The sequence below is a fragment of the Cyanobacterium sp. Dongsha4 genome, assembly GCF_036345015.1.
Lineage (GTDB): Bacteria > Cyanobacteriota > Cyanobacteriia > Cyanobacteriales > Cyanobacteriaceae > PCC-10605.
This window is the reverse complement of record NZ_CP084098.1, coordinates 796352-820861: the sequence shown is the minus strand read 5'-3', so window position 1 is coordinate 820861 and position 24510 is coordinate 796352. Positions and strand designations below refer to the sequence as shown.

Genomic DNA, 24510 nt, shown 5'->3' with positions numbered 1-24510 from the left:
ACTATTTCTTACTCCTCAAAGCCCTAAAACGCTATATTCTTTTACTGGCAATAGTTTTAGCGTTTTTGTCTTTCTACTTTGAAACAGATCTGCCCTCCCAAGGGGGTTTGCATCGTTGCCCCCAAACCTGTCTTAACCAGAAAACTTAAATGTACTCCTAATTTAGTTAATATTCAAATGTTCACAGGCTTTATCGGTGACAACCCTACCCCTCGGAGTTCGATTAAGAAAACCTATCTGTAACAAATAAGGTTCATATACTTCCTCGATGGTTTTGGAGTCTTCCCCCGTAGCGGCTGCGATCGCATCTAGTCCTACAGGACCTCGGTTAAACTGTTCAATCATGGTAGTGAGAATTAATCTATCAGTCCAATCTAATCCCAAACCATCCACATTATGTAAATCTAAGGCTTCACAAGCTAGAGTTTGATTTATTACCTTTTCTCCTTTCACTTGAACATAATCTCTTACTCTTCTTAGTAAACGGTTAGCTATACGGGGTGTGCCTCTCGAACGACTAGCAATTGCGATCGCACCCTGTTCATCTATCGTTAAATTAAGGATTTGAGCAGAACGTAAAACAATTTCTTTTAGCTCATCAATGTGGTAAAACTGTAATCTTTGGATTAAACCGAAGCGATCGCGCAAAGGAGAAGTTAAAGAACCGATTTTTGTTGTCGCCCCAATCAGAGTAAAAGGTGCAAGGGGAATACTGCGAATTTTTGCTCCCTGCCCTTTCCCGATGGTAATATCTAAACGTCCATCCTCCATCGCTGGATACAGCAACTCTTCTGTAACACGGTTTAGCCGATGGATCTCATCAATAAACAATATATCTCCCTGTTTAAGGCTCACCAGTAACCCTGTAATATCCCTAGGGCGTTCAAGAGCTGGAGCCGCCGTAATCTTGCAATTTACCCCCATTTCCCCTGCCAAAATTAAAGACATGGTAGTTTTGCCCAACCCCGGAGGACCATAAAGTAAAATATGATCCAAAGGCTCATTTCTTTGTTTTGCCGCCTGAATGGCAATGGACATCACTTCCTTTAAGTCTTTTTGTCCGATATAATCAGCAAAACGGTGAGGACGAATTTTATCATCACTTTCTAAGGCATCTTCAACTATTTCCGTCGGTAAAAGAATTTCTTTATCTTCATTCTGTGGTGTGTTAGGAGTTTTTTTCTTTAATTGTCTTTGCTTGGGTAATTGATTATTCTTATCTGAAGATGATGATCTTTTTATAGCCATTGATGTTTTAATCTGAATTGTTGATAGTTTCTCTGGACTTCTTCCCGAAGTCAGGCAACAGGCAACAGTGACAAAATTGGTTTTAAACTGCACTAATTTTATCTTAATTCTTATTTTGCCAGACCTTTTTTAGGAATAATTTATCATCTCCAAAGTAAGAGAGCCATTTTTTTTACTTACTATTGTTTTCATTTACTCATTTTATTTATACTTCTTAAGATATAGATTTAATTTAATAGGTAATAAATTATGTTAGAAGTGAATATTCCCACTATAAATAAGCAAAAAATTAAAGACAAAATTACTGCAAAGATTATCTCTGTTTCTGAAAAAGATAAAATAAATCATCGCTATAATAATTATTGGTATTCTATCAATAAACAAATTGATTATTTACAAGAATTGATTGAAGTTGCTAAACTTAGAGCAAAAGTCAGAAAAAACTTACCTCATAATTTTGATAAATTTCCCTTAATTTTAATGAAACCATTTATGAGCAAGAGTCTTAAAATCTTACAATTTTTATTTAAAGATCAAAGAGAAGTTAATAATAATATTTTACAGGCTTTAGAAGAATCGGTAAAAATCAATAAAGTTTTGTTGTCAGAAATTCAAATGATGAATTCTAATTTTGAAGAAGATTTACAGATGTTGAGTTCCATTAGTAGCAACTTAAATAATAAAAATAAATCTTTAGAAAAAACTATTAATCAACTACAAGAACAACAGTTAAGGATAAAATAATTCTCAAATAAACCAATAATTGATACTATTTTTTTATCTAGTAAAAAGACAAAATTTCTGATAAAATTTACTGGTTTTATTAATTTATAAATTTTAAATTCTCATTTCTACTGTACTCAGATTCAGCGCTGAGTGCGACATCAATCATGAAAATAATTGTTCTTTCAGTGTCAGCACCCTTTATTATGGGAGGAGCGGAAATTCATGCGGATTCCTTGCTAAAAGCGTTACGGGAATTTGGTTATGAGGCGGAATTGGTGACTATACCCTTTAAAAGTTATCCCAATCAACGTATCCTAGATACCATGTTAATGTTCCGTCTTTTAGATATTACTGAATCTTGCGGACAAAAAATTGATTTAGTTATTCCTCTCAAGTTTCCTGCTTATTTAACTCCTCATCCCAATAAAGTATTATGGTTACTTCATCAACATCGAGATGCTTATGATTTATGGGGTAAGCCTGTGTGTGGATTGGCTCAAAATCCTGATGGTCAACAAATAAGGGATACTATTATTAACGCTGATAATCGTGCCTTTGCAGAATGTAAGAAAATTTATGCTAATTCTCAGAATGTAGCTAATAGACTCAAATACTATAATAATGTTGATTCTATTCCGTTGTATCACCCTCCTCAAAATGCGGAAAAATTTTATGGTAAAGATGCTCAACGTTATTTCTTTTTTCCTAGTCGTCTTACCAAAATTAAAAGACAGGAATTGATTTTAGAGGCAATGGCGAAAACTCATTATCCTGTTAAAGTTGTGTTTGCGGGGGCGGCAGATGATGGAAAATATGATCGAGATTTACAAACTTTAGCAGAAAAATTAGGTATTGAAGATAAGGCTATTTTTGTGGGCAGAATCTCGGAGGAAGAAAAACTAAAATATTATAGCGAATGTTTGGGGGTTATTTATCCTCCTTTTGATGAAGATTATGGCTATATTACTCTTGAGGGAATGTTATCTTCTAAACCAATTATTAGTTGCCTTGATTCTGGTGGCCCTTTAGAATTTTTAGTTAATCAAGAAACGGGTATTATTGTTGATTCTACCCCAGATGCGATCGCATCTGCAATGGATCAATTATGGGATAATCCTAAACAGTCAATGATAATGGGAAAAAATGCTAGAAGCCATTATGAATCAATGAATATAAGTTGGATGAATGTGATTGAAAAGTTAACTAGCTAGTCAAAAAATAGAGAAGAAAAATAATGAAAATAAATTGGTTTTCCCCTTTACCTCCTGCCAACAGCGACATTATCAACTACACCATAAAATTATTACCATTTCTACAAGAAAAAGTTGAAATTACTCTTTGGACAAATCAAAGCCGATGGGATATTAAACTAAAAACAGAAGTAGCCGTCAAAGAATATAAAATTGAGCAAATATCGTGGTTAGAATTGAATCAAGGGGATGTCAATATCTACCATATTGGTAATAATGCCGAATTGTATGGGGATATATGGCAAATTAGTCGGCGGTTTCCGGGTATAGTCATTCTTCATGATGAAAAGTTGCAGGATTTTTTCTATATGCTTTCTTCTTCCAAAAATGAGTATATTGAGTACATGAAACAATGTTATGCAGAGGAAGGCAATAAAAACGCCCGATTATTCCTTAATAATTATCATTCAAGGGAATTTATGGCGGAAAACTATCCATTAACCCCTTTAGCCCTAGAAAATGCGCTTGGAGTTATCACTTATAATCGCAACAGTTATTTAACTCTTTCCGCACAAAATCACACTTTTGTGGGTTATATGCCTTCTTTGGCTAATTCTATTAATACCGATAACAATATAAACTCTAATCTTTTATCAGATGTAGATGCTCTTCTCAATTTTGCATCTCAAGCCTGTAAGTATCGTTGTCAATCTAGCCTCGATCGAATCGTTAATCGCATTGTACCAGAATTGACTTATCTTAACCCAAAAATTGAAACTTTAAATAATTTTGAAAACCTCATTGATGCGATCGAATTTATTACCCTTCCCGTAGATTCTAATAGTCAAAGATAATGATTTTTGTAACAAAATAAACAAAATAGATGCGATCGCTTCTTTTAACAGTTAATATGAAAGTGTAGCCATAAGAATCATTGATTTTTAATTGGGCAACGGGGAAAACCTAAAATTAACAGGGGGTAACTGTTATGCCATTAGAATACATAGACATGATTTGGATTATCGGCATTATTACCATTGCCAGTATTATTTTACTGCCCCTTTTGGCATGGATTCTCACTTGGAATGACTCCCATTTACATCCTTAACTCGAAGTTAAAAACCTTGTCATCAAAAGAAGAAAAAAAGCGAATCTATGATAATGTAGATAGAGTTAATTAAATAGTGAGAACTAACCAAAATGCAAGTTAACGATTTGGGCTTTGTAGCTACTATTTTATTTGTGCTCGTGCCTACCGTTTTTCTCCTGATTTTATATATTCAAACGGGAAAAAACGAAGCCTAATACATTTATTTATCTAAATCAAAAGATAATCTGTTTTATATATTATTATCGTTTTCAAGGGTTAACGACTAGAAATCTTAAGGTCAGGTTCGATCGCATCTTACTTGATATTATCTCTAGTTTTTAGCCCTTTAAATTTATGTTTGCAAAGATTTATTAAGACCACAATTGCATTCAATAATATCCAACAATTCTTGAGGCTTATCCAAGATAAAATCTGGATTATATTCCTTTAAAACAGTAGCAGAATTAAAACCCCAAGTCACCGCCGCCACTTTAATATTGCTTTTTTTAGCCGCTTCTATATCACGGGTTTCATCACCAATATAAACCACTTCATCCTTTAACAAATGGTGTTTATTAATTGCCTTATTAATTACTTTATTCTTGCCAAAAAGAGTATTTGCCGAATAGACAAAATCAAAATAATTATCCAAGTTATTTTTCCTTAAAAACAACGAAACATTAGCCCCTAAATTAGATGTAATTATTCCTAAATAACATCCTTTCTTTTTTAAATTACTTAAGGCTTCTTCCATACCTTCAAAAGGTTGTAAATAGGCAATATGTTCATTTAATTGTCTTTTTACTCTTCTTAATAAAAATGGTATTTTATAGGCAGGAATAGGAGACTGGACAATAACATCTTTAGAACTAAGATTACTCAATCTTACAATATCACTTTCAGTAACGGGGTCATAACCAAATTCCTCCGCCAATTCATTCGCTATCTTTACTAAAGTAATGCGACTATCTGCGATCGTACCATCAAAATCAAAAATAAGCACTTTTAAAGCCATGAAAGTTTCTCACATCCATATTCAAAATTTAAAATTCAACGCTCGAAAATAAAAATAAAAATAAATATATTTTGGGGAGTAATTAGCAGTCCAGAGTTTAGAGTTCGGAGTTAGTTTTAATTCAACACTGTTGTCCTCCTCCCTCGAGAGGGGGGATAAAGGGGGGTTTCTTAAAAGGGGAGACACAGAGGGGTTTGCCCCTTGCCCTTACTCTGGTCAAAATAACAAAGACACTCTTGTTGAGAATAATCCCGTTACATTTATTGATTTTAACAGACTGGGTGAATAATAATGGTAAGATGAAGACTGCAATTAATCAGCGTCAAAGTAAATTAACCATCGCAGTTAGAGTTAAACATTATAGTTAATTAGTATGGCAAAAGTTCTCGTATCCGATCCCATTGATGAAGCAGGGATTAAAATTCTTTCTCAAGTAGCACAAGTTGATGTTAAAACAGGATTATCCCCTTCAGAATTAGCAGGTATTATTTCTGATTATGATGCTTTAATGATTCGTTCTGGCACTCAGGTTACGGAAGAAGTCATAGAAGCCGCAACCCACCTTAAAATTATTGGACGTGCAGGGGTTGGTGTTGATAACGTAAATGTACCTGCCGCAACTCGTAAAGGTATCGTTGTTGTTAACTCCCCCGAAGGAAATACCATTGCCGCCGCCGAACACGCTTTAGCGATGATGTTATCTCTTTCTCGTCATATTCCCGATGCTAACCAATCTCTGAAAGAAGGTAGATGGGATCGCAAAAAGTTCATGGGTTCTGAAGTTTACAAAAAAACCCTTGGTGTTGTCGGTTTAGGAAAAATCGGTTCTCATGTGGCTACTGTCGCTAAAGCAATGGGGATGAAAATTTTAGCTTATGATCCTTTCATTTCTCAAGAAAGAGCTAATCAGTTAGGATGTACTTTAGTAGATTTAGATTTAATTTTCACCGAATCTGATTATATCACCCTTCATGTGCCTAAAACCAAGGAAACAGCAAACCTCATCAATGCTGATTCTTTAGCTAAAATGAAACCCACTGCTAGAATTATTAACTGTTCTCGTGGTGGTATTATCGATGAAGATGCCCTTTATGAAGCATTGGCAAATGATAAAATTGCTGGAGCGGCTTTAGACGTTTTTGCGACTGAGCCTTTAGGGGAATCTTCTTTAAAATCTTTAGGTAGTAACGTTATTCTCACTCCCCATTTAGGTGCATCTACCGCCGAAGCACAAGTGAATGTTGCCATTGATGTTGCTGAACAAATTAGAGATGTATTATTGGGGCTTCCTGCTCGTAGTGCTGTTAACATCCCCGGTTTAAGTCCAGATGTAATGGAAAAACTACGTCCTTATATGCGTTTAGCCGAAACTTTAGGCAATTTAGTAGGACAATTAGCAGGAGATAGAGTCGAGAGTTTCAATGTAACTCTACAAGGAGATTTAGCTGATAACAACAGTCAGCCTTTAGTAGTGGCGGCAATTAAGGGTTTACTTTCCAAAGCTCTTAGAGAAAGGGTAAACTATGTTAATGCTGCGATCGAAGCTAAAGAAAGAGGCATCCACATCACAGAAACTAGAGATACCACCGCTAAAGATTACAGTAACTCCATTTACCTCGAAGCCACAGGTACAAAAGGCACTCACTCGGTGACAGGTGCGTTGTTGAATGATGGTGAAATTCGTATCATCAACCTAGATAACTACCCTGTTAACGTACCACCTAACAATTATATGTTATTTACCCTTCACCGAGATATGCCCGGTATTATCGGTAAAATAGGCTCTTTGTTGGGTAATTTCAACGTGAACATTGCGAGTATGCAAGTAGGACGTAAAATTGTCCGTGGTGATGCGGTGATGGTATTAACCATTGATGATCCTTTACCTGAAGGTATTTTAGGGGAAATCTTAAAAGTACCCGGTGTCACTGATGCTTATACAGTAACTCTTTAATAGTAAATTTCCCGTTTTTTTATAATTCCCCTCTTATTAATGCAGTAGGGGGGATCTAATCTTTAAATTAGGATAAGCATTAAACAATATCACTCCTAGTTTCCAATTCCTAATTTTTGTTTTTAACTGATTGATTGAATTTATGACTGAAAATTGGTGGGAAATCCGAGTAAATTACATTCCCGAATTAGAAGATAGTGTATTTTGGCGTTTACAAGAATTTGGCTGTCAGGGTACTGCTTTAATGAAAGAAGAGGATAATTGGTTAATCAAAGGCTATGTCCCTACTATTAGTATTGATACCGTTGATTTAGCCGCCCTTGCTCTTTCTCTTAAACAAGATTTTATTATGGCTGGACAGGAAAAGCCACCAGTTGTAACATGGCAATTAATTAATAATGAGGACTGGGCAAGTAGTTGGAAACAATATTGGCAACCGATGGATATTGGAGACCGTTTTTCTATCTATCCTGCTTGGATTGAAACCCCAGAAAAGTGCGATCACAAAGTGGCGCAGCGCGATCGCATCATTCTTCGTTTAGATCCGGGTTCTGCTTTTGGTACGGGTGTTCATGCTACAACTCAGCTTTGTCTTGAGTCTTTAGAAATGCGCATAGATGAGGATGAAATTGATTTAAACATAGCAGATATTGGTTGTGGTTCTGGTATTCTTTCCATTGGAGCAAGACTTTTAGGGGCGAAAGAAGTTACAGCAGTAGATACAGATCCTTTAGCGGTGAAAGCAACAAAAGAAAATAGTTTGCTCAATCAGGTGGATAATATCAAAGTCTTTCAGGGAAGCATTGAAGAAGTGAAATTGCAGGGGAAACAATTTGATGGTATTGTTTGTAATATTCTGGCGGAAATTATTAAACCGATGATACCCGAAATGGCAGAGATTATTAAGCCTGATGGTTGGGTGATTTTAAGTGGTATTTTAGTCGAACAATCTAACGAAATTGCTTCTATTTTAGAACAAAATGGATGGGCGATCGCAGCTTTATGGAAAAGAGATAATTGGTGTTGTTTGAATGCGAGAAGGAGTTAAAAAAAATGTCTTAAATAGAGGAATTAAATAGTTAATTTTTGTAATTAATCAAGAGAATTTAAAGAATGTTTTACTATAATAAATACATCTAAAATTTATACTGGAGGTTGATCTATGTCTTTACCGACTTTGAACAACAATCCGACAACTATCGGTGATTATGCCTATGGGGCAGTTTCTAAGCATAGTCACAAAATTTTTAAATATGAAAAAAGAATTTTAAAGGAAAATGATCCCGAAAATCTACATCAAATTCGGGTAGCAATGAGACGGTTAAGAAGTTCTTTACTTAGCTTCGATCGAGTTTTAATTCTTCCTTCTATAATATGCGATCGCACTGTAGGGAAAATTGCTCGTATCCTAGGACAAGAAAGAGATGCAGATATTATTAATATTAACTTAGAGACAAAATTTAAGCCTAATTTACCAAGAGAAGAAGAAAAATTTTTATCCAAACTAGAAGAAGAATTTAACCAAAAAAAACATCTTCATTTCCCTAGTAGTAAAGAGATTTTAAAAGGCAAAAAATATTTAAAATTAAAACAAGCCCTTTTAGACTGGCTAGACAATCCAGAATTAAATAAAATTTCAGCCCTAAAAATAGAAAAATTATTACCAGATTTATTGCTTCCACAAATAGCCTCTTTTTCTCTACAATCGGCATGGTTAACAGGTACTGAATTAGAAGACAACCACGAAATAAAAATTCAACATAATTTAACAGACATAGAAATAAAAGAAATTCTTAATAATGAAGGAAAATATTTACATAAACTAAGAAAACAAGCTAAAAAAGTACGTTATCAACTAGAATTATTTACTGACTTTTACCCACCTAAATATCAAGAATATATTAGTTTTGTTAAACAATTACAAACAGTTTTAGGTAATATTCAAGACAACTTATGCTTAATGAATTATTTATCTGATTTAGTAGGAAAAAAATGGGAAAAAAATCTCCCACAACTGTCATTATTAATCAGAGAAGATCAAGAAAGACAATGGCAAGAATGGCAACAACTACAAAGTATTTTTCTTTCTCCTAATTATTTATCTCATTGGCGAGAAGTCATTATTAAATTTATTAATAGTTAGCTTTTTTACCAACATAAAAAACACAACATAATCTAATTAATTTAGATCGTTATTTTCTTGCTTAATTTTATGGGGAATTTCAACGATTATTTTTTTGACAATATCATTAGGATTATCATTTTCTTCAACTTGAATGGTAATATCAGCTTGTTGATAAAGAGACTTTCTTTGTTTATATAAGCTGGTTAATTTTGTCTGCAATTCTTCTCGCTTTAGTAAAGGGCGAGTATCATCATCTTTTAATCTTTGTACTAAAACATCAATAGGAACATTTAACCACACTACCATACCATCTCTGAGATGACTCCAATTTTGTTGACGAAGTATAATTCCCCCTCCTGTAGCAATCACCGTATATAAGTAAGCAGAGACTTCTTGCAAAACATCACTTTCTAACTGACGAAACTCATCCTCTCCATCTTCAGCAAAAATCTGATTAATACTTTTCTCGCTGACAGCACTGATAATTGCATCCGTATCTAAAAAACGATATTCCAACTCTTTTGCTAATAACTCTCCTACAGTAGTTTTTCCCGATCCCATCATCCCAATTAAGTATATATTCAAACCCTTTAATAATTCTTTCATTTGATATTTCTGATTATTCTATAATTGCAATCACATAATATATCATTAACATCACCTCTATTTAATAACTGACGTTACGCACTTATTCATCTGTTTAGTTGTATTAGGTTTCAGGTGACGGGTTTCAGGTTTGATTTTTTGAAAATTAATTCATTTATTTGGAAAAAACGCTCCCCTCTCAATTAGGGAGAGAGGTTGGGGGTGAGGGTGGGAAATTTTGATACCGACAATGAAAAAACCCAACTAATTAAAGGGGATTTAGAGGAAACAAAAACTTCTTAAACAACTTCTTAACTCCTAATTCCTAACTCAGATAGTTACTATTTATTTCCGAGGAGAAAATAATTTACAATAAAGCCGCACCTAAAAGTTGAGGTACTAATTGTAAAAGGAAAATAGCCAAAATGGGAGATAAATCTAAACCCCCTAAAGGAGGTATCAAAGAACGGAAAATGTTAAGATAAGGATCTGTTACTGGGGCAAGAAAAGAAATAATATTTGCCGCCCAATCTGCGGTTTGAAACCAACTCAACAAGATTCTGACAATAATTAAGGCTAAATATATTTGTACGAAATTAGCTACGGTGGTAACTATTAAATAAGAAATATTGTTCATTATTACCGATATTGCTCCTGCATTTCTACTCTATAATTATTCTAATCTTAACGGAATTTGCTCTAGTTGGATTTTAATTTCTACGATTTAACCAAAAACTTTGCATTCCGACGGATTTTGCTCCCCAATAATCTTCTTGTTTACTATCTCCAATATACCAAGCCTCTTGAGGTTGGCAATCATGTTTTTCTAAAGCCTTTAAAAATATTTGAGGGTGAGGTTTTGCTACTCCTGTGAGGGAAGAAATTGTAATTGTTTGAAAATAAGTGGCTAAATTTAAGTTTTTTAAAACGTCATAAATACGAGTATCAAAATTAGAAATAATTGCCAGTTGTATGTCTTGATTTTGCCATTGTTTTAGACAGGATACGACTTCATCATAGATAAACCAAGGTTCGGCAGTGGTAAAGTAATCATATAATTGTGCAAAGAAGGCTTTAAAATCGGTAAATTCTTCTAAGGCGTTTGCTTTGGCAAAAGTATCATAAGCTATTTTTTCCCACCATTGATATTCTAATTGTTGAATTTCTTGTTTATCTTGCGTCTCAAAGGCTAAAGGAGGAGAAGACTTAAAACACTCATAAAAATACTGGTTAATTTCCTGACAATTTCTAATTACACCGTATTGACTAGATATTTTAATATAAGCATCTCCCACACTATCTTTAACTCCAAAAATAGTACCGACGGCATCGAGAAATATTACTTTAGGTTGATTCATGATCGATTTTTAGTTGATGTCACTCCAAAAATTTATACATAGATAGAAATATTATCAGTCTATATTGCTAATTTTGAGAGAAGGTTTAACCATAAAAGTTCAATGATATTCACTAATCCCTAACCAATATTTAACTCCTAACTCACTCTAACAAAGTCCCTGCTATAATAAACCCTAACTATTAAAAATTATTTATATTAAAACTGATTCAAAAAGTGAATAAATCCGCTTTTTCAGACAAAAATCTTGAAAATGACTCCTTATTGAGATATTCTCCAGATGCGATCGCACAATATTACAATCGTCGTCCTTGGTTGGCAATTTGGAGAGGGTTAAAAATTATTACCTATTTTGGTATTTTTATTATCCAATTAATTTTAGATAAGTGGTTTAATTTAGAAGAAAAAAACAAACTAAAAAGAGCCGAACAAATAAGAAAAATACTCACAAAATTAGGCCCCACATTTATTAAAGTTGGTCAAGCACTTTCCACTAGACCAGATCTAATTCGTAGAGATTTTTTAGAAGAACTAATTAAATTACAAGATCAACTACCACCTTTTGATAATGATTTAGCCTTCAGTATCATTGAGAAAGAATTAGACCTTAAAATAGAAGATGCTTACCGAGAAATATCTCCCAAGCCAATAGCCGCCGCTAGTTTAGGTCAAGTATATAAAGGTTTTCTCCATACAGGGGAAGAAGTGGCAATTAAGGTACAACGCCCCAATTTAATGCCTGTAATAACCCTAGATTTATATTTAATGCGTTGGGCTTCCCATTGGATTAGTCCTTTTTTACCGTTAAATTTAGGTCATGATTTAGAGCTAATTGTTGATGAATTTGGTACTAAATTATTTGAAGAAATTGACTACTTAAATGAAGGTAGAAATGCTGAAAAATTTGCCGCTAATTTCCGTGATGATGAAGATGTAAAAGTACCTGCTATATATTGGCGTTACACCAGCAAAAATGTTTTAACATTAGAATGGATTAACGGTTATAAACTCAACGATTTAGATACCATTAAAGCCGCAGGACTGAACACCGATGATATTATCCGAGTGGGAGTTACATCTGGTTTAAGGCAGTTATTAGAACATGGGTTCTTTCATGCTGATCCCCATCCGGGTAACTTATTTGCCATGCCCGATGGTAGAATGGCTTACATCGATTTTGGCATGATGGATCAACTGAGCGAAGAAGCAAAAGAAACGATCGCATCTTCAGTAGTGCAACTGATAAATCGTGATTATGAGGCTTTAGCCCGTGATTTTGTCAAATTGGGGTTTTTAACTCCAGAAACGGACATTATGCCCATTGTACCTGCCTTAGAAAAAGTTTTTGGGAATGCCATAGGTCAAAGTGTCGGGGATTTTAACTTTAAAACCATCACCGATGATTTTTCTGAATTGATGTACGAATATCCTTTCCGAGTACCAGCAAAATTTGCCCTGATTATCCGTTCACTGGTAACTCAAGAGGGATTAGCATTAAGTTTAAATCGAGATTTTCGTATTGTCGAAGTATCCTTCCCTTACATTTCCCGAAGACTTTTAACAGAAGAATCCCCCGCTATGCGTAAACGTTTACTAGAAGTGCTTTTCAAAGACGGTAAATTTCAATGGGAAAGATTAGAAAACATGATTGCGATCGCACGTTCTGATCATCGCTTTAACCTTTTACCCACCGCAGGATTAGGACTACAATTTCTGGTTTCAGAAGAAGGAGAATACTTGCGCCGTCAACTATTAACTGCTCTAATAGAAGATGATCGCCTCCATACAGAAGAAGTAAAAAGACTATGGACATTAGTTCAACCAGAATTACAACCCCAAAAACTATGGGATGTTGCCTTTAAAGCCATTAGTCAATTTTCTAGTGAATTAGTCACCAGTCGATGAATCACAGTTCAGGCTTAGGAATTAGGAGTTAAAACTAACAGATGTGAAAAAAAATCTCCCCTCGCCCTGTGGGGCTCTCCTCTCCTAAAAGGAGCAACGTATGGTGGTGAGGGCAAAACTTCAATATTGTCTGTTACGGTATCTCTTGGTAAAGTCTTTGGCAAAAACTAGCTGAATTGAGAAAGAAATTGCTATATTCAATAGAAGTTTTCTTTGATTTTTTGTTGAGAGATGATAGTTGAGATGGATTCATTAATTGCAGGGCGTTATCAAATTATAAATACTTTAGGCAAAGGAGGCTTTGGAGAAACATTTTTAGCCAGAGATACCCACTTACCCTCTCAACGACTAATTGTGATCAAACGTCTGCGACAAGTTAACTCTAATCATAATGTATCCGCCGATGTAATTAGCGATCTTTTCCAGAAAGAAGCCCAAGTATTAGAAGAATTAGGGCAAAACTGTCCTCAAATTCCCACACTATACGCTTATTTTGTCGAAAATAACCAATTTTATCTAGTTCAAGAATATATTGAAGGAACAAGCCTTGCTGATTTGGGAATTATAAATTCCTCCCAATGTCGTAATATTCTCACGTCTTTATTACAAACTCTACAATTTATTCACAGTCAAAAAATTATTCATAGAGATATTAAGCCCGAAAATATTATTATTCGTCACCGTGATGGCCTACCCATTTTAATTGATTTTGGTGCGGTGAAAGAAACTATGGGTACTGTAGCTCTGAGTTCTGGTTCAATGGTAAGCTCTGTGGTAGTGGGTACAAAAGGATTTATGCCCCCTGAGCAAAGCACGGGTAGAACCGTTTACAGTAGCGATTTATACGCCCTTGCCTTGACCATAATCTATAGTTTAACAGGAAAATACCCCATCGAATTTCCTAGTAATTCATTAAATGGGCAGTTAGAATGGACTAATTATGTATCTGATATAGATCCACAGTTACAGGAAGTGCTAAGTAGGGCTAGTAAAATAGATCTGAGTCAGCGCTATACGACCGCAAGAGAAATGTTACAGGATTTGTGTTTGAGTGAAATTCAAACCGTTGCAGTTATCCCCCAAGGAAGAGAAATTCCTGACAAATTACCCCTTCATTCTCCAAGAAATTCTAACTCAGACATTAATTCTCCTACCGTTGCCATTCCTGTCAATTATAATTCGATGTCTGGCACAGCCACCCCAGTGCAACAAAATATTAAACCAGAAATAAAACCTGTCAATAATCCTGTTTATTCTCAGGAAAATTCCCCTGCTCGCCCAGTAACTAGCCCAAAAAACTTTTCCCGGCCTATTTCTCAACCCTCTTATTCTTCTAATACTTACACCCAAGAGAATTACCAAAAAAATAATTGGATTCCCTTAGTTATCACCGCTATCATTGCCGGAGTTTTAGTTTCGGCGGGATTTTTAATCACCGAATATATCCAACAAACTCAAGCACAACTCGCGCAAATTGAGCAAGAAAAGGCAGAAACAGAAGCTAGATTGGCTCAAGAACAGAAAATGAGGGAGGAAGAAGCCCAAAGGAGAGCAGAGGCTGAAAAACAACGTCAACAAGCTGAATTAGAAAGAATTAAGGCTGAACAGTTGAGAAGACAAGCAGAGGTAGAGTCTCAAAACAATGCCATAACAACAGATGTTAGTAACCCCGAAAATACAGTCAACACGGGAGATGGTGCAGGTAATCAAACTGATATAACTGCTGTAGATAATTCTGAGAATAATACATCCAATACAACTAACATTTTAAATTCAGATTCCGCAGTTAGTGCCTTACAGGAGTTTTATAATTTAGTATCTCAGAAAAATTACGATCGCGCCCGTCAGTTTTTTGCTAATCCAAATAATCTTGATCCTAGTTTTTTTAATCAATTTGCTCAAGTAACCGTAGAAGACTTAAAAGTTATTAGTCAAAATGAAAACCTCATCACTTTGGAAGGAAAAAACACCTATCTTTATAAAGATGGCACAAAACAAAAAGAGAAAAGAAATTTCACCATAGAAATGATTGATGGTAATTTGAAACTTACTAATTCTGCTTTTTTAGAAGTTCTTGATAAAAGAAAATAATGTTACCTGTATTTCATGTTGAAAACAAAACGGTAAAAGTAACAAAATATTGCTAACTTATAGGGAAAAAGACTGCGATCGCCTTACACTAGGAAAACGGTCATTATTCAAATAAATATAAATAGTTAGATATGTTCCCTATTAATCGCCCTCGCCGTTTACGTGCTTCTGTTGGCTTACGTCGCATGGTACAAGAAACGGTTTTAACTCCTAATGATTTAATTTATCCTTTATTTGCAGTACCCGGAAATGCGATCGCAAAAGAAGTAAAATCCATGCCGGGGGTTTATCAATTATCTGTGGACAAAATAGTTGAAGAAGCCAAAGAGGTCTATGATATGGGAATTCCCGCCATTATCCTTTTTGGTATTCCCGAAGATAAAGACAACGAAGCAACAGGCGCATGGCATGATTGTGGCATTGTGCAAAAAGCAACCACCGCAGTGAAAGAAGCAGTACCCGATTTAATCGTGATGAATGATACCTGCTTGTGTGAATATACTCCTCACGGACATTGTGGTTACTTAGAAGTAGGTGATTTAGTAGGTCGGGTTTTAAATGATCCAACTCTTGAACTATTGAAAAAAACCGCAGTCTCCCAAGCAAAAGCAGGAGCAGATATTATTGCCCCTTCAGGGATGATGGATGGTTTTGTTAAAGTCATTAGAGAAGCCTTAGACGAAAACGGTTTTAGTCATATTCCCATTATGTCCTATGCCGCTAAATATGCCTCTGCCTATTATGGACCTTTCAGAGATGCCGCCGAATCCGCTCCTAGTTATGGAGATAGACGCACCTATCAAATGAATCCTGCCAACAGTTTAGAAGCTCTCAAAGAAATTGAATTAGATATTGCCGAGGGTGCAGATATGCTTATGGTGAAACCAGCATTATCTTATATGGATATTATTTGGCGAGTTAAAGAAGCTACCAATTTACCCGTTGCCGCCTATAACGTTTCTGGGGAATATTCCATGGTGAAAGCCGCCGCCTTAAATGGTTGGATAGATGAGAAAAAAGTAACCATTGAAACCCTAATGAGTTTTAAACGAGCAGGAGCAGATTTGATCTTAACTTATCATGCAAAAGATGCAGTCCGTTGGTTAAATGAAGTTAGCTTTTAAGTATTATTCAAGACTTACTGAGTCCCAATTTGACAATAAAACAAAAGATTAAATCTCCATCAATCTGAAAAATAAGCATAGAAGTTGTAACAAATGTTAACAAAATAACAATCAGACCCCAAAAAGATTTAATCTATAACCTAATGAATGGATAAAGAAACTAAATTTTAAAATAAAACAATCAATGAGTATAAAAGCAAGTGGCGGTAGTTCTTTAGCCAAACCGCAATTGTATCAAACAGTAGCTGTATCCACGATCATTCAGGCAGAACAGCAAGATCGTTTTCTCGATCGCAATGAACTAGGGGAATTAGACACCTATTTCAACTCAGGATTAAGAAGACTAGCCATCGCTGAAGTCTTAACCCAAAATTCTGACTTAATCGTATCCCGTGCCGCTAACCGTATTTTTACCGGTGGTTCACCCATGTCTTTCTTGGAAAAACCCCCCGTAGAACAAACGGAAAGAACCTTAGTGGGCGTTGGTGGTGGCAGTGTTGCTGACTTACCTAGTGACATCAAAGCGGCTCAACAATCCACTCAAACTTTTGTCAGTGGTGGGCAAGGAAGCGAAAGCGGTGGCGGTTTACTCGGTGGTTTATTATCTGTTTTTACTAACCCCGGTATTGGTAAAATTCCCGTAGGTTTTCGCCCCATCAACATTTCTCGTTATGGTCCTGCTAACATGACCAAATCCTTACGGGATATGTCTTGGTTCTTACGTTATGTTACTTATGCAGTAGTTGCTGGTGATCCAAATATTTTGGTAGTAAACACCAGAGGCTTAAAAGAAATTTTAGAAAATGCCTGTTCCGTTGATGCTACTGTTGTGGCTTTATTGGAAATGAAAGTGGCTTCCATTAGCTACTTCAAAAATGATGCTGAAGCCAAAGATATTCTTACCCAATACTTTGACATTTTGGTAAGTGAGTTACAAACTCCAACCCCTTCTAATAAACTTCGTCAACGCAACTCCAGTGACTTACAAGGTTTAGAGTTACCTCAAAGTTACTTCAACGCCGCCGAGCGTCGTCCCAAATTCGTGATGAAACCAGGTTTATCCGCTACTGAGAAAAATGATGTAGTCAAAGCCGCTTATCGTCAGGTATTTGAGCGTGACATTACCCGTGCTTACTCTCAATCCATTTCTTATCTCGAATCTCAGGTGAAAAATGGGGACATTTCCATGAAGGAATTTATCCGCCGTTTGGCAAAATCTCCTTTATACCGTAAGCAATTCTTTGAACCTTTCATCAACTCCCGTGCCTTAGAATTGGCTTTCCGTCACATTTTAGGTCGTGGTCCTTCTTCCCGTGAGGAAGTACAAAAATACTTCTCCATCGTTTCCAGTGGTGGTTTATCTGCTTTAGTAGATGCGTTAATTGATTCTCAAGAATATTCCGACTACTTTGGTGAGGAAACTGTACCCTACATCAGAGGTTTAGGAGTAGAGGCTCAAGAATGCCGTAACTGGGGAATGCAACAGGATTTATTTAACTATTCTGCACCTTTCCGCAAAGTACCTCAGTTTATCACCACCTTTGCTAAGTACGATCGCCCCTTACCCGATCAGCACGTTTACGGTTCAGGAAATGACCCCTTAGAGATTCAATTTGGTGCGATTTTCCCCAAAGAAACCCGTAATCCTAGTAGTGCGCCTGCACCTTTTGGCAAAGATACCAAACGTATCTTAATCCATCGTGGACCTGGTATCAACAACCAAAACAGCAATCCTAAAGCCCGTGCCACTAACCCCGGCTCATTGGGTGCGAAAGTAGTTCGTTTAAATAACGAATTGCCCGGAAGCAGTAACGGTAACGGTGTTAAATTCGGTGAAAGTTCCACCCAAGCGGTAATCCGTGCTACCTACCGTCAAATTTTTGGTCGTGACGTTTACGAAGGACAACGTTTAACCGTAGCGGAAATTAAACTCGAAAATGGTGACATTAGCCTCAGAGAGTTTGTCCGCATTCTCGCTAAATCCGATACCTTCTTAAAAACCTATTGGACTCCTTTCTATGTCTGTAAGGCGATCGAATATATCCACCGTCGTCTCTTAGGCCGACCTACCTACGGACGTAGTGAGATGAACAAATACTTCGATTTATGCTCTAAAAAAGGTTTCTACGCCTTTGTAGATGCGTTAATCGACAGTGCAGAGTATAACGAAGCCTTCGGCGAGGATACCGTACCCTACGAGCGTTATTTAACCCCTGCTGGTATGCAATTACGCATGGCAAGAGTAGGAACACTCCGTGAGGATATTGGTAAACGAGTTGATAAAGAAGTAACTCCCAGATTTGTTGAATTAGGACAAGTTAGCAGTTTACGCACCGAACCCGATGTGAAAGCTCGTGTCAATCAAGGTGTTACCGTTCAACGTCAACAAACCAAAGTTTTCAAACTCACCAATACCAGTGATAAAGTAGCGTTGAAAAATGCAATTCGTGCGGCTTACCGTCAAGTGTTTGAGCGTGACATTGAGCCTTACGTTATCAATGCTAATTTCACCAACTTAGAAAGTAAATTAGGTAACGGTGAAATCACTGTGAAAGAGTTTATCGAGGCTTTAGGTTCTTCTGAACTATACTTAAAAGAGTTCTATGCACCTTATCCTAATACTAAAGTAATTGAGTTAGGAACTAAGCATTTCTTAGGACGTGCGCCTTTGAACCAAAAAGAAATCCAACACTATAACCAAATCTTGGCTTCTCAAGGTATTCGTGCCTTTATTTCTGCCTTAGTCGGTAGCATGGAATATGCCCAAGTGTTCGGTGAAGATACTGTGCCTTATCGTCGTTATCCGACTTTACCTGCGGCTAATTTCCCCAACACCGAAAGACTTTATAACAAGTTAACTAAACAGGATAGTGAGGTAGTTGTACCTAGTTTTAAACCTGCGGTAAGCACTACTGCATCTATTAACTAGATCTAATTACATGAGGTGGGCATTGCCCACCCTACTTTTTGGATTATTAACAATCAAGAATTGATGATCACATTCAGGCATTCGAATAGTTTGAGAATTGATTATGAACGAAAAGCATTCTGGATCGTGCCTTTGTGGTGAGATTAAATACGAGATTGACGGCGATTTTGAAAGTTTCTATTTGTGTCACTGTAAATATTGCCAAAAAGATACTGGTTCTGCACATGCCGCTAATTTATTTAGCTCGTCGGCAAAGCTAAAGTGGTCTACTGGGCAAGATAAAGTTATCATTTACAGCCTGCCTTCAACACGCCACTCTAGATCGTTTTGTTCGGTCTGTGGCTCGGCGGTTCCGACACAACATTTCAAAAATGCCTTGTTGGTAGTTCCTGCTGGCAGTTTAGATAGTGCAGTGACGATAAAAGCAAACGCGCATCTTTTTATTTCAAGCAGAGCAAGCTGGGATCACGATTTGGAGAAGTTACCTTGCTACGATGGTTTGCCAACATGACAAAATATTTGCCGCTGAATCTAACACCGTGACGGTTGGGTTGAGGCGTAAAACCCAATATTGCCTAAATTACAGTGATTTGGATTTGTTGGGTTGTAAGTTGTCTAAACCAATCTACTTTTTATTTTTGGTGATCGGTTTTATTATGGGCTAGGAATGGAATCAATTTTTGTAAGGTTGAAAACTGCGATCGCACCTTTTCTGTAGCTTGGGAGGGTCAGATCGAACTTAACAAAGGAAAGGATACGATGAGAAGGAATTGTAATTAGAGTTCTCTAAATTTATTTTATGGAGTTAGAGCAGAATGTTATACTTTCTTTTAGTATTCCTTTTTCCGCCTATGATATTTTTCGTAATATCGCCCGTGATATTTTACGCCATTGAGTCTTGGAGGGTGTTTTTATACTATTCATTATTGGTGTTAATATCAACTTACATATTAGGTTATGTTGAATATATTTCTACAATTAATCCCTGCACTGACGCTAACGGGATTGCTGAAGCGCTCGGGTTACTTTTCTTTTGGTGTATTGTTGTATGGGTTTTATTGCATTTTTTAATTCGGTTATTTTTGTTTATTCTGGCTTCAAGAAAAAATTCTACTATTAGACGAGACATCCTTAGTCGCCATACTGCAAAAGTGCTGTTTTTCTCCATAATTTTTGTCATAATTTGGTCAGTTTCATACTATACCGCTAATGATCCTTTTAGACCCTATGTAGGAGAGACTATTGTATGTTAAATAAAGATGACCCAACTTGTTTTCAATAATTCTATCTAGTTTATAGGGTGTTTAGAAGTGCGATCGAGTTTTAATTGTTAGTTAAATCTTTAATTATTTTCTTAGCTAATCTTTCATTAATTTCTTTCTGTCTTGGAATTGGCTGAGAAATTCCAGCATCGGGATTTTGATAAATATTGTGCTTTCCTCCATGACGAATCAAAATACACCCATGTTTTTCTATAATTTTAATTAAGTCTTTCCGTTTCATTAAATTTCTAATAATGCCACTTTTTTAATACTAGGAATAAAGTGAACAGAAAACTCTTTATACAGATCCTTAAGATGTTCTTCTAAATCCTCTAATGTTTCTCCTTGTGTCCAATAATCTGGATACTCATTTAGATAACCTAAATATTTACCGTCATTTTCTTGCCAAAATGTATATTCTATTTTCATAGATTTTACTATAATTAACTTTTATTAATCATTATTATAATCCGATGAGGAAATTACCGTAAATATGAAAGATGCTATTTCTCAACATATTGAAGATCCTATTGCTAACGGTGAAGAATTGCCCCAGATTGAATAAATTAGTCTTCGGGACTAGGTACTATTGCAATGGTGATAATATTTTTATACCTCAATTGTGAGAGTAAATTAAGTTAGATTTAATATCACAATTAAACAACGCTTAATTTCTAACAGAGATTATCTTTATTAAAAATACCTTCATAGTTGAAACAGTTAAGTTAAAATAAAGGTTAAAATTTGTAACGAAAATTAAGAAAACTTTTATAAAACTACTTTATTTGTTAAGAAACTATGCACCATCGTATTGTTACTAAAGTAATCCTTGCTTTGTTTGTCGGTTTAATCAGTTTGGGAACTTGGTTTATATTTCCCACTCATCCTGCCTACGCTGTTAATAACCCTGAATTACTGCCCGAAGAAGTTACTCCTGTCGTTGATTTAGCCAATTATTTACCGGATTTGCAACAAGAATCTCTGATTGAGGATATAGAAAGTTTTGAACAGGAAACAGGCTGGAAATTAAGAGTTTTAACCCAATATGAACGTTCTCCCGGAAGAGCCGTAATTAATTTTTGGGGTTTGGATGATCGCAGTATCCTTCTTGTAGCAGATGGAAAAGGGGGAAATTTACTAGCTTTTAGTGTTGGGGATGATGTTTATGATTTATTACCCCGTACTTTTTGGATTGAGTTACAAACTCGCTTCGGCAATATGTATTATGTGAGGGAGCATGGGGAAAATAATGCGATCGTCCATACTATTGATACGGTTAAAAATTGTTTGGCAGATGGAGGATGTTTAGTAGTACCTGGATTACCAAAAGAACAATGGATTTTAACTTTAGTAACTTCAGTGGTAGGTGGTGTTATCTTCGGTTTAGCCGCATTACCTCGTAAAGAAGGTCAAGTTTTTGCATGGCAGTGGGTTTTAATTATTTCTCCTTTATGGGGAATTTTATTTTTCGCTTTTGGCATGGGACCTGTGGTTTCTCGTACCTCTGAGTGGTTGCCTTTATTTCGCAATATTATTGGTTTTGCTTTAGGTGCGTTGGTTGCCTATTTTTCTCCTCTACTCAATCAACAAAGTCCCTCAGAAACTTAATTTATCAGAGTTCGGAGTTCGGGGAGTTCGCTACGCTCGTACACTCCCTTTGGTCGTGAACGGAGTTCGGAGTAAAATAGAAGAACTCTAATTAAATTATTGCGATCAATGCGAAAGAATGAGAAGATAACTGTAAACGATTAAACAATTAAACAAATTAATTAAATAAACTGATTATGGTGGTTGCAACCCAATCTATTCAAGAACTTTGCATTAATGCAATCCGTTTTCTCTCCATTGACGGTGTAGAAAAAGCAAAATCTGGACACCCCGGACTACCTATGGGCGCAGCGCCTATGGCGTTTGTTTTATGGGATCAGTTCATGCAATTTAATCCCAAAAATCCTCAATGGTTCAATCGTGACCGTTTCATCCTTTCTGCTGGTCATGGTTCTATGCTTCAATATTCTTTATTACATTTATACGGTTATGATAGTGTAACTATTGAAGATATTAAGCAATTCCGTCAATGGAAATCTAAAACTCCCGGACACCCTGAGAATTTCGTTACGGCAGGAATTGAAGTTACTACAGGTCCTTTAGGACAAGGTATTGCTAATGGAGTTGGTTTAGCTTTAGCAGAAGCTCATTTAGCGGCTAAATTCAATAAGCCTGACGCTACTATCGTTGACCATTACACTTATGTTATTCTCGGTGATGGTTGCAATATGGAAGGTATTTCTGGAGAAGCGGCTTCTTTAGCAGGACATTGGGGCTTAGGTAAGTTAATCGCTCTCTATGATGATAACCACATTTCTATTGATGGCTCTACCGACATCGCTTTCACTGAAGATGTTTGTAAGCGTTTTGAGGCTTATGGTTGGCACGTTCAACACGTAGAAAATGGCAATACTGACTTAGAAGCGATCGCATCTGCTATTGAGGCGGCTAAAGCTGTTACTGATAAACCTTCTTTGATTAAAGTTACCACTACTATTGGTTATGGTTCTCCTAATAAAGCTGATACTGCGGGAGTTCACGGTGCGGCTTTGGGTGCGGATGAAGTAGCTTTAACCCGTAAAGAATTGGGTTGGAATTACGATCCTTTTGTTGTTCCTGAAGAAGTTTATAATCATTTCCATAAATCCATCGAAAGAGGTGCTAGTTTACAAGCTGAGTGGGAAGAAACCTTTGCCACTTACAAAACCAAGTATCCTGCTGAAGCCACTGAATTTGAAAATCAAATCTCTGGTAAATTACCTGAAAATTGGGCGGACTGTTTACCTTCCTACACCCCTGAAGACAAAGCCTTAGCAAGTCGTAAGCACTCTGAAATCTGCTTAAATGCGATCGCTCCTGTTTTACCTCAATTAGTCGGTGGTTCTGCGGACTTAACCCACTCTAACTTAACCGAAATCCACTGTTCTGGCGATTTCCAAAAAGGTGCTTACGAAAATCGTAATATTCACTTTGGTGTTAGAGAACACGCAATGGGTGCAATCTGTAATGGTATCGCCCTTCACAATAGCGGTTTAATTCCTTACGGTGCTACTTTCTTAGTTTTCTCTGACTACATGAGAAACTCCATCCGTTTATCTGCTTTATCCGAAGCCAAAGTAATCTGGGTTATGACTCACGATTCCATCGCATTAGGGGAAGATGGACCTACTCACCAACCCGTAGAACACGTTATGTCTTTGCGCATGATTCCCGACTTATTAGTGTTCCGCCCCGCCGATGGTAATGAAACCTCTGGAGCTTACAAAGTTGCGATCGAAGCTGATAAAACTCCTTCCTTAATGGCTTTAACCCGTCAAGGCTTACCCAACTTAGCTGGATCTTCCATCGATGCAGTAGCTAAAGGTGGTTATGTACTTTCCTGTGGATTCCCCCCCGAAGAATTAGATTTAATCTTAATCGGTACTGGTAGCGAAGTTGGTCTTTGTGTTGAAGCCGCAGAAAAATTAAAAGCAGAAGGCTTAAAAGTTCGTGTTGTTTCCATGCCTTGCGTTGAATTATTTGATCAGCAAGATGAGGCTTACAAACAATCTGTATTACCTAAATCCGTGAAAAAACGTATCTCTGTTGAAGCTGGTGTTACTTACGGTTGGGAACGCTTTGTTGGTGATGAAGGAGTTTGCATCGGTATTAATACCTTTGGTGCATCTGCTCCAGGTGGTGTTGTCATGGAAAAATTTGGCTTCACTGTTGATAATGTGGTTGCCCAAGCTAAAGCCATTTTAGGTTAATGGGTTTCGTTTTTTTAGAGCAAAGAACAAAGATAGTTAGTAATTAATTAAAACCTACAATCTGAAATCTTCCTAAATCAAAGATTTTTGCGTTGAACATAGGTAAAATTTA

Annotated in this window: 21 protein-coding genes; 14 read left to right on the top strand and 7 right to left on the bottom strand. The window is 36.3% G+C overall.

All coding sequences use genetic code 11. The annotated features are described in order from the left end of the window. Nucleotides 1-162: 162 nt before the first annotated feature. Nucleotides 163-1248, bottom strand: coding sequence for a Holliday junction branch migration DNA helicase RuvB (gene ruvB, locus Dongsha4_RS03450; RefSeq protein WP_330204356.1), 1086 nt, complete (start codon nt 1246-1248; stop codon nt 163-165). 249 nt (nt 1249-1497) lie between these two features. Here ruvB and Dongsha4_RS03445 point away from each other — a divergent pair, with 249 nt between their 5' ends. The 4 genes from Dongsha4_RS03445 (at nt 1498) to psbM (ending at nt 4469) form a co-directional block, all read left to right on the top strand. After that, nucleotides 1498-1992, top strand: coding sequence for a hypothetical protein (locus Dongsha4_RS03445; protein ID WP_330204355.1), 495 nt, complete (start codon nt 1498-1500; stop codon nt 1990-1992). Nucleotides 1993-2138: 146 nt separating this feature from the next. Continuing rightward, nucleotides 2139-3185, top strand: a complete 1047-nt coding sequence (locus Dongsha4_RS03440; protein WP_330204354.1) for a glycosyltransferase family 4 protein — start codon at nt 2139-2141, stop codon at nt 3183-3185. A 23-nt stretch (nt 3186-3208) separates the two neighbouring features. Continuing rightward, complete coding sequence (locus Dongsha4_RS03435) at nt 3209-4018, top strand: hypothetical protein (RefSeq protein WP_330204353.1); 810 nt, start codon at nt 3209-3211, stop codon at nt 4016-4018. Between the two features lie 346 nt (nt 4019-4364). After that, the gene (psbM, locus tag Dongsha4_RS03430) at nt 4365-4469 is read left to right on the top strand and encodes a photosystem II reaction center protein PsbM (protein ID WP_015219449.1); all 105 of its coding nucleotides are present in this window, start codon (nt 4365-4367) and stop codon (nt 4467-4469) included. Between the two features lie 137 nt (nt 4470-4606). Here the strand turns inward: psbM and Dongsha4_RS03425 are convergent, their stop codons facing one another. Further along, nucleotides 4607-5269 (bottom strand): HAD-IA family hydrolase, encoded by a 663-nt coding sequence (locus Dongsha4_RS03425; RefSeq protein WP_330204352.1) that lies wholly within the window; start codon nt 5267-5269, stop codon nt 4607-4609. A 373-nt stretch (nt 5270-5642) separates the two neighbouring features. Between Dongsha4_RS03425 and serA the strand changes: the two genes are divergently transcribed. The 3 genes from serA (at nt 5643) to Dongsha4_RS03410 (ending at nt 9366) form a co-directional block, all read left to right on the top strand. Further along, nucleotides 5643-7223, top strand: coding sequence for a phosphoglycerate dehydrogenase (gene serA, locus Dongsha4_RS03420; RefSeq protein WP_330204351.1), 1581 nt, complete (start codon nt 5643-5645; stop codon nt 7221-7223). A gap of 142 nt (nt 7224-7365) precedes the next feature. Beyond that, nucleotides 7366-8271: a 50S ribosomal protein L11 methyltransferase gene (gene prmA, locus Dongsha4_RS03415; RefSeq protein ID WP_330204350.1), complete on the top strand. Its 906-nt coding sequence runs from the start codon at nt 7366-7368 to the stop codon at nt 8269-8271. Nucleotides 8272-8385: 114 nt separating this feature from the next. Then, entirely contained in the window at nt 8386-9366 is a 981-nt protein-coding gene (locus tag Dongsha4_RS03410) for a CHAD domain-containing protein (protein ID WP_330204349.1), read from the top strand. A gap of 36 nt (nt 9367-9402) precedes the next feature. On the opposite strand, the gene Dongsha4_RS03405 is transcribed toward Dongsha4_RS03410, so the two are convergent. From Dongsha4_RS03405 to Dongsha4_RS03395, 3 genes are all read right to left on the bottom strand, one after another. Continuing rightward, nucleotides 9403-9954 (bottom strand): shikimate kinase, encoded by a 552-nt coding sequence (locus Dongsha4_RS03405; protein WP_330204348.1) that lies wholly within the window; start codon nt 9952-9954, stop codon nt 9403-9405. A gap of 346 nt (nt 9955-10300) precedes the next feature. Further along, entirely contained in the window at nt 10301-10570 is a 270-nt protein-coding gene (locus Dongsha4_RS03400; protein WP_015219455.1) for a YggT family protein, read from the bottom strand. A gap of 73 nt (nt 10571-10643) precedes the next feature. Beyond that, on the bottom strand, nt 10644-11291 hold the full coding sequence (locus Dongsha4_RS03395) for an HAD-IA family hydrolase (protein ID WP_330204347.1): 648 nt from the start codon (nt 11289-11291) through the stop codon (nt 10644-10646). Between the two features lie 215 nt (nt 11292-11506). Here Dongsha4_RS03395 and Dongsha4_RS03390 point away from each other — a divergent pair, with 215 nt between their 5' ends. From Dongsha4_RS03390 to Dongsha4_RS03370, 5 genes are all read left to right on the top strand, one after another. Next, a complete protein-coding gene (locus tag Dongsha4_RS03390; protein WP_330204346.1) occupies nt 11507-13195 on the top strand; it encodes an AarF/ABC1/UbiB kinase family protein in 1689 nt (562 codons plus the stop codon). Nucleotides 13196-13438: 243 nt separating this feature from the next. Continuing rightward, nucleotides 13439-15286: a protein kinase domain-containing protein gene (locus Dongsha4_RS03385; RefSeq protein WP_330204345.1), complete on the top strand. Its 1848-nt coding sequence runs from the start codon at nt 13439-13441 to the stop codon at nt 15284-15286. A gap of 131 nt (nt 15287-15417) precedes the next feature. After that, nucleotides 15418-16410 carry a porphobilinogen synthase gene (hemB, locus tag Dongsha4_RS03380; protein WP_015218134.1) on the top strand — a complete coding sequence of 331 codons (993 nt, stop codon included), beginning with the start codon at nt 15418-15420 and terminating at the stop codon, nt 16408-16410. A 184-nt stretch (nt 16411-16594) separates the two neighbouring features. Beyond that, on the top strand, nt 16595-19339 hold the full coding sequence (locus Dongsha4_RS03375; protein WP_330204344.1) for a phycobilisome rod-core linker polypeptide: 2745 nt from the start codon (nt 16595-16597) through the stop codon (nt 19337-19339). Nucleotides 19340-19442: 103 nt separating this feature from the next. Then, entirely contained in the window at nt 19443-19850 is a 408-nt protein-coding gene (locus tag Dongsha4_RS03370; RefSeq protein WP_330204343.1) for a GFA family protein, read from the top strand. An 812-nt stretch (nt 19851-20662) separates the two neighbouring features. On the opposite strand, the gene Dongsha4_RS03365 is transcribed toward Dongsha4_RS03370, so the two are convergent. Then, nucleotides 20663-20842 carry a type II toxin-antitoxin system HicA family toxin gene (locus tag Dongsha4_RS03365; RefSeq protein ID WP_330204342.1) on the bottom strand — a complete coding sequence of 60 codons (180 nt, stop codon included), beginning with the start codon at nt 20840-20842 and terminating at the stop codon, nt 20663-20665. Next, on the bottom strand, nt 20842-21030 hold the full coding sequence (locus tag Dongsha4_RS03360) for a type II toxin-antitoxin system HicB family antitoxin (protein WP_015218128.1): 189 nt from the start codon (nt 21028-21030) through the stop codon (nt 20842-20844). Before Dongsha4_RS03360 ends, Dongsha4_RS03365 begins: the two co-directional genes overlap by 1 nt. A gap of 369 nt (nt 21031-21399) precedes the next feature. Between Dongsha4_RS03360 and Dongsha4_RS03355 the strand changes: the two genes are divergently transcribed. Next, on the top strand, nt 21400-22209 hold the full coding sequence (locus Dongsha4_RS03355; RefSeq protein WP_015218127.1) for a TPM domain-containing protein: 810 nt from the start codon (nt 21400-21402) through the stop codon (nt 22207-22209). 176 nt (nt 22210-22385) lie between these two features. After that, nucleotides 22386-24398 (top strand): transketolase, encoded by a 2013-nt coding sequence (tkt, locus tag Dongsha4_RS03350; RefSeq protein ID WP_330204341.1) that lies wholly within the window; start codon nt 22386-22388, stop codon nt 24396-24398. Nucleotides 24399-24510 lie beyond the last annotated feature (112 nt).

Coding starts and splice junctions, on each gene's coding strand:
- tkt (WP_330204341.1), top strand. CDS start 22,386: ATGGTGGTTGCAACCCAATCTATTCAAGAACTTTGCATTAATGCAATC.
- Dongsha4_RS03425 (WP_330204352.1), bottom strand. CDS start 5,269: ATGGCTTTAAAAGTGCTTATTTTTGATTTTGATGGTACGATCGCAGAT.
- hemB (WP_015218134.1), top strand. CDS start 15,418: ATGTTCCCTATTAATCGCCCTCGCCGTTTACGTGCTTCTGTTGGCTTA.
- Dongsha4_RS03435 (WP_330204353.1), top strand. CDS start 3,209: ATGAAAATAAATTGGTTTTCCCCTTTACCTCCTGCCAACAGCGACATT.
- ruvB (WP_330204356.1), bottom strand. CDS start 1,248: ATGGCTATAAAAAGATCATCATCTTCAGATAAGAATAATCAATTACCC.
- Dongsha4_RS03375 (WP_330204344.1), top strand. CDS start 16,595: ATGAGTATAAAAGCAAGTGGCGGTAGTTCTTTAGCCAAACCGCAATTG.
- serA (WP_330204351.1), top strand. CDS start 5,643: ATGGCAAAAGTTCTCGTATCCGATCCCATTGATGAAGCAGGGATTAAA.
- psbM (WP_015219449.1), top strand. CDS start 4,365: ATGCAAGTTAACGATTTGGGCTTTGTAGCTACTATTTTATTTGTGCTC.
- Dongsha4_RS03360 (WP_015218128.1), bottom strand. CDS start 21,030: ATGAAAATAGAATATACATTTTGGCAAGAAAATGACGGTAAATATTTA.
- Dongsha4_RS03370 (WP_330204343.1), top strand. CDS start 19,443: ATGAACGAAAAGCATTCTGGATCGTGCCTTTGTGGTGAGATTAAATAC.
- Dongsha4_RS03410 (WP_330204349.1), top strand. CDS start 8,386: ATGTCTTTACCGACTTTGAACAACAATCCGACAACTATCGGTGATTAT.
- Dongsha4_RS03365 (WP_330204342.1), bottom strand. CDS start 20,842: ATGAAACGGAAAGACTTAATTAAAATTATAGAAAAACATGGGTGTATT.
- Dongsha4_RS03355 (WP_015218127.1), top strand. CDS start 21,400: ATGCACCATCGTATTGTTACTAAAGTAATCCTTGCTTTGTTTGTCGGT.
- Dongsha4_RS03445 (WP_330204355.1), top strand. CDS start 1,498: ATGTTAGAAGTGAATATTCCCACTATAAATAAGCAAAAAATTAAAGAC.
- prmA (WP_330204350.1), top strand. CDS start 7,366: ATGACTGAAAATTGGTGGGAAATCCGAGTAAATTACATTCCCGAATTA.
- Dongsha4_RS03400 (WP_015219455.1), bottom strand. CDS start 10,570: ATGAACAATATTTCTTATTTAATAGTTACCACCGTAGCTAATTTCGTA.
- Dongsha4_RS03405 (WP_330204348.1), bottom strand. CDS start 9,954: ATGAAAGAATTATTAAAGGGTTTGAATATATACTTAATTGGGATGATG.
- Dongsha4_RS03440 (WP_330204354.1), top strand. CDS start 2,139: ATGAAAATAATTGTTCTTTCAGTGTCAGCACCCTTTATTATGGGAGGA.
- Dongsha4_RS03395 (WP_330204347.1), bottom strand. CDS start 11,291: ATGAATCAACCTAAAGTAATATTTCTCGATGCCGTCGGTACTATTTTT.
- Dongsha4_RS03385 (WP_330204345.1), top strand. CDS start 13,439: ATGGATTCATTAATTGCAGGGCGTTATCAAATTATAAATACTTTAGGC.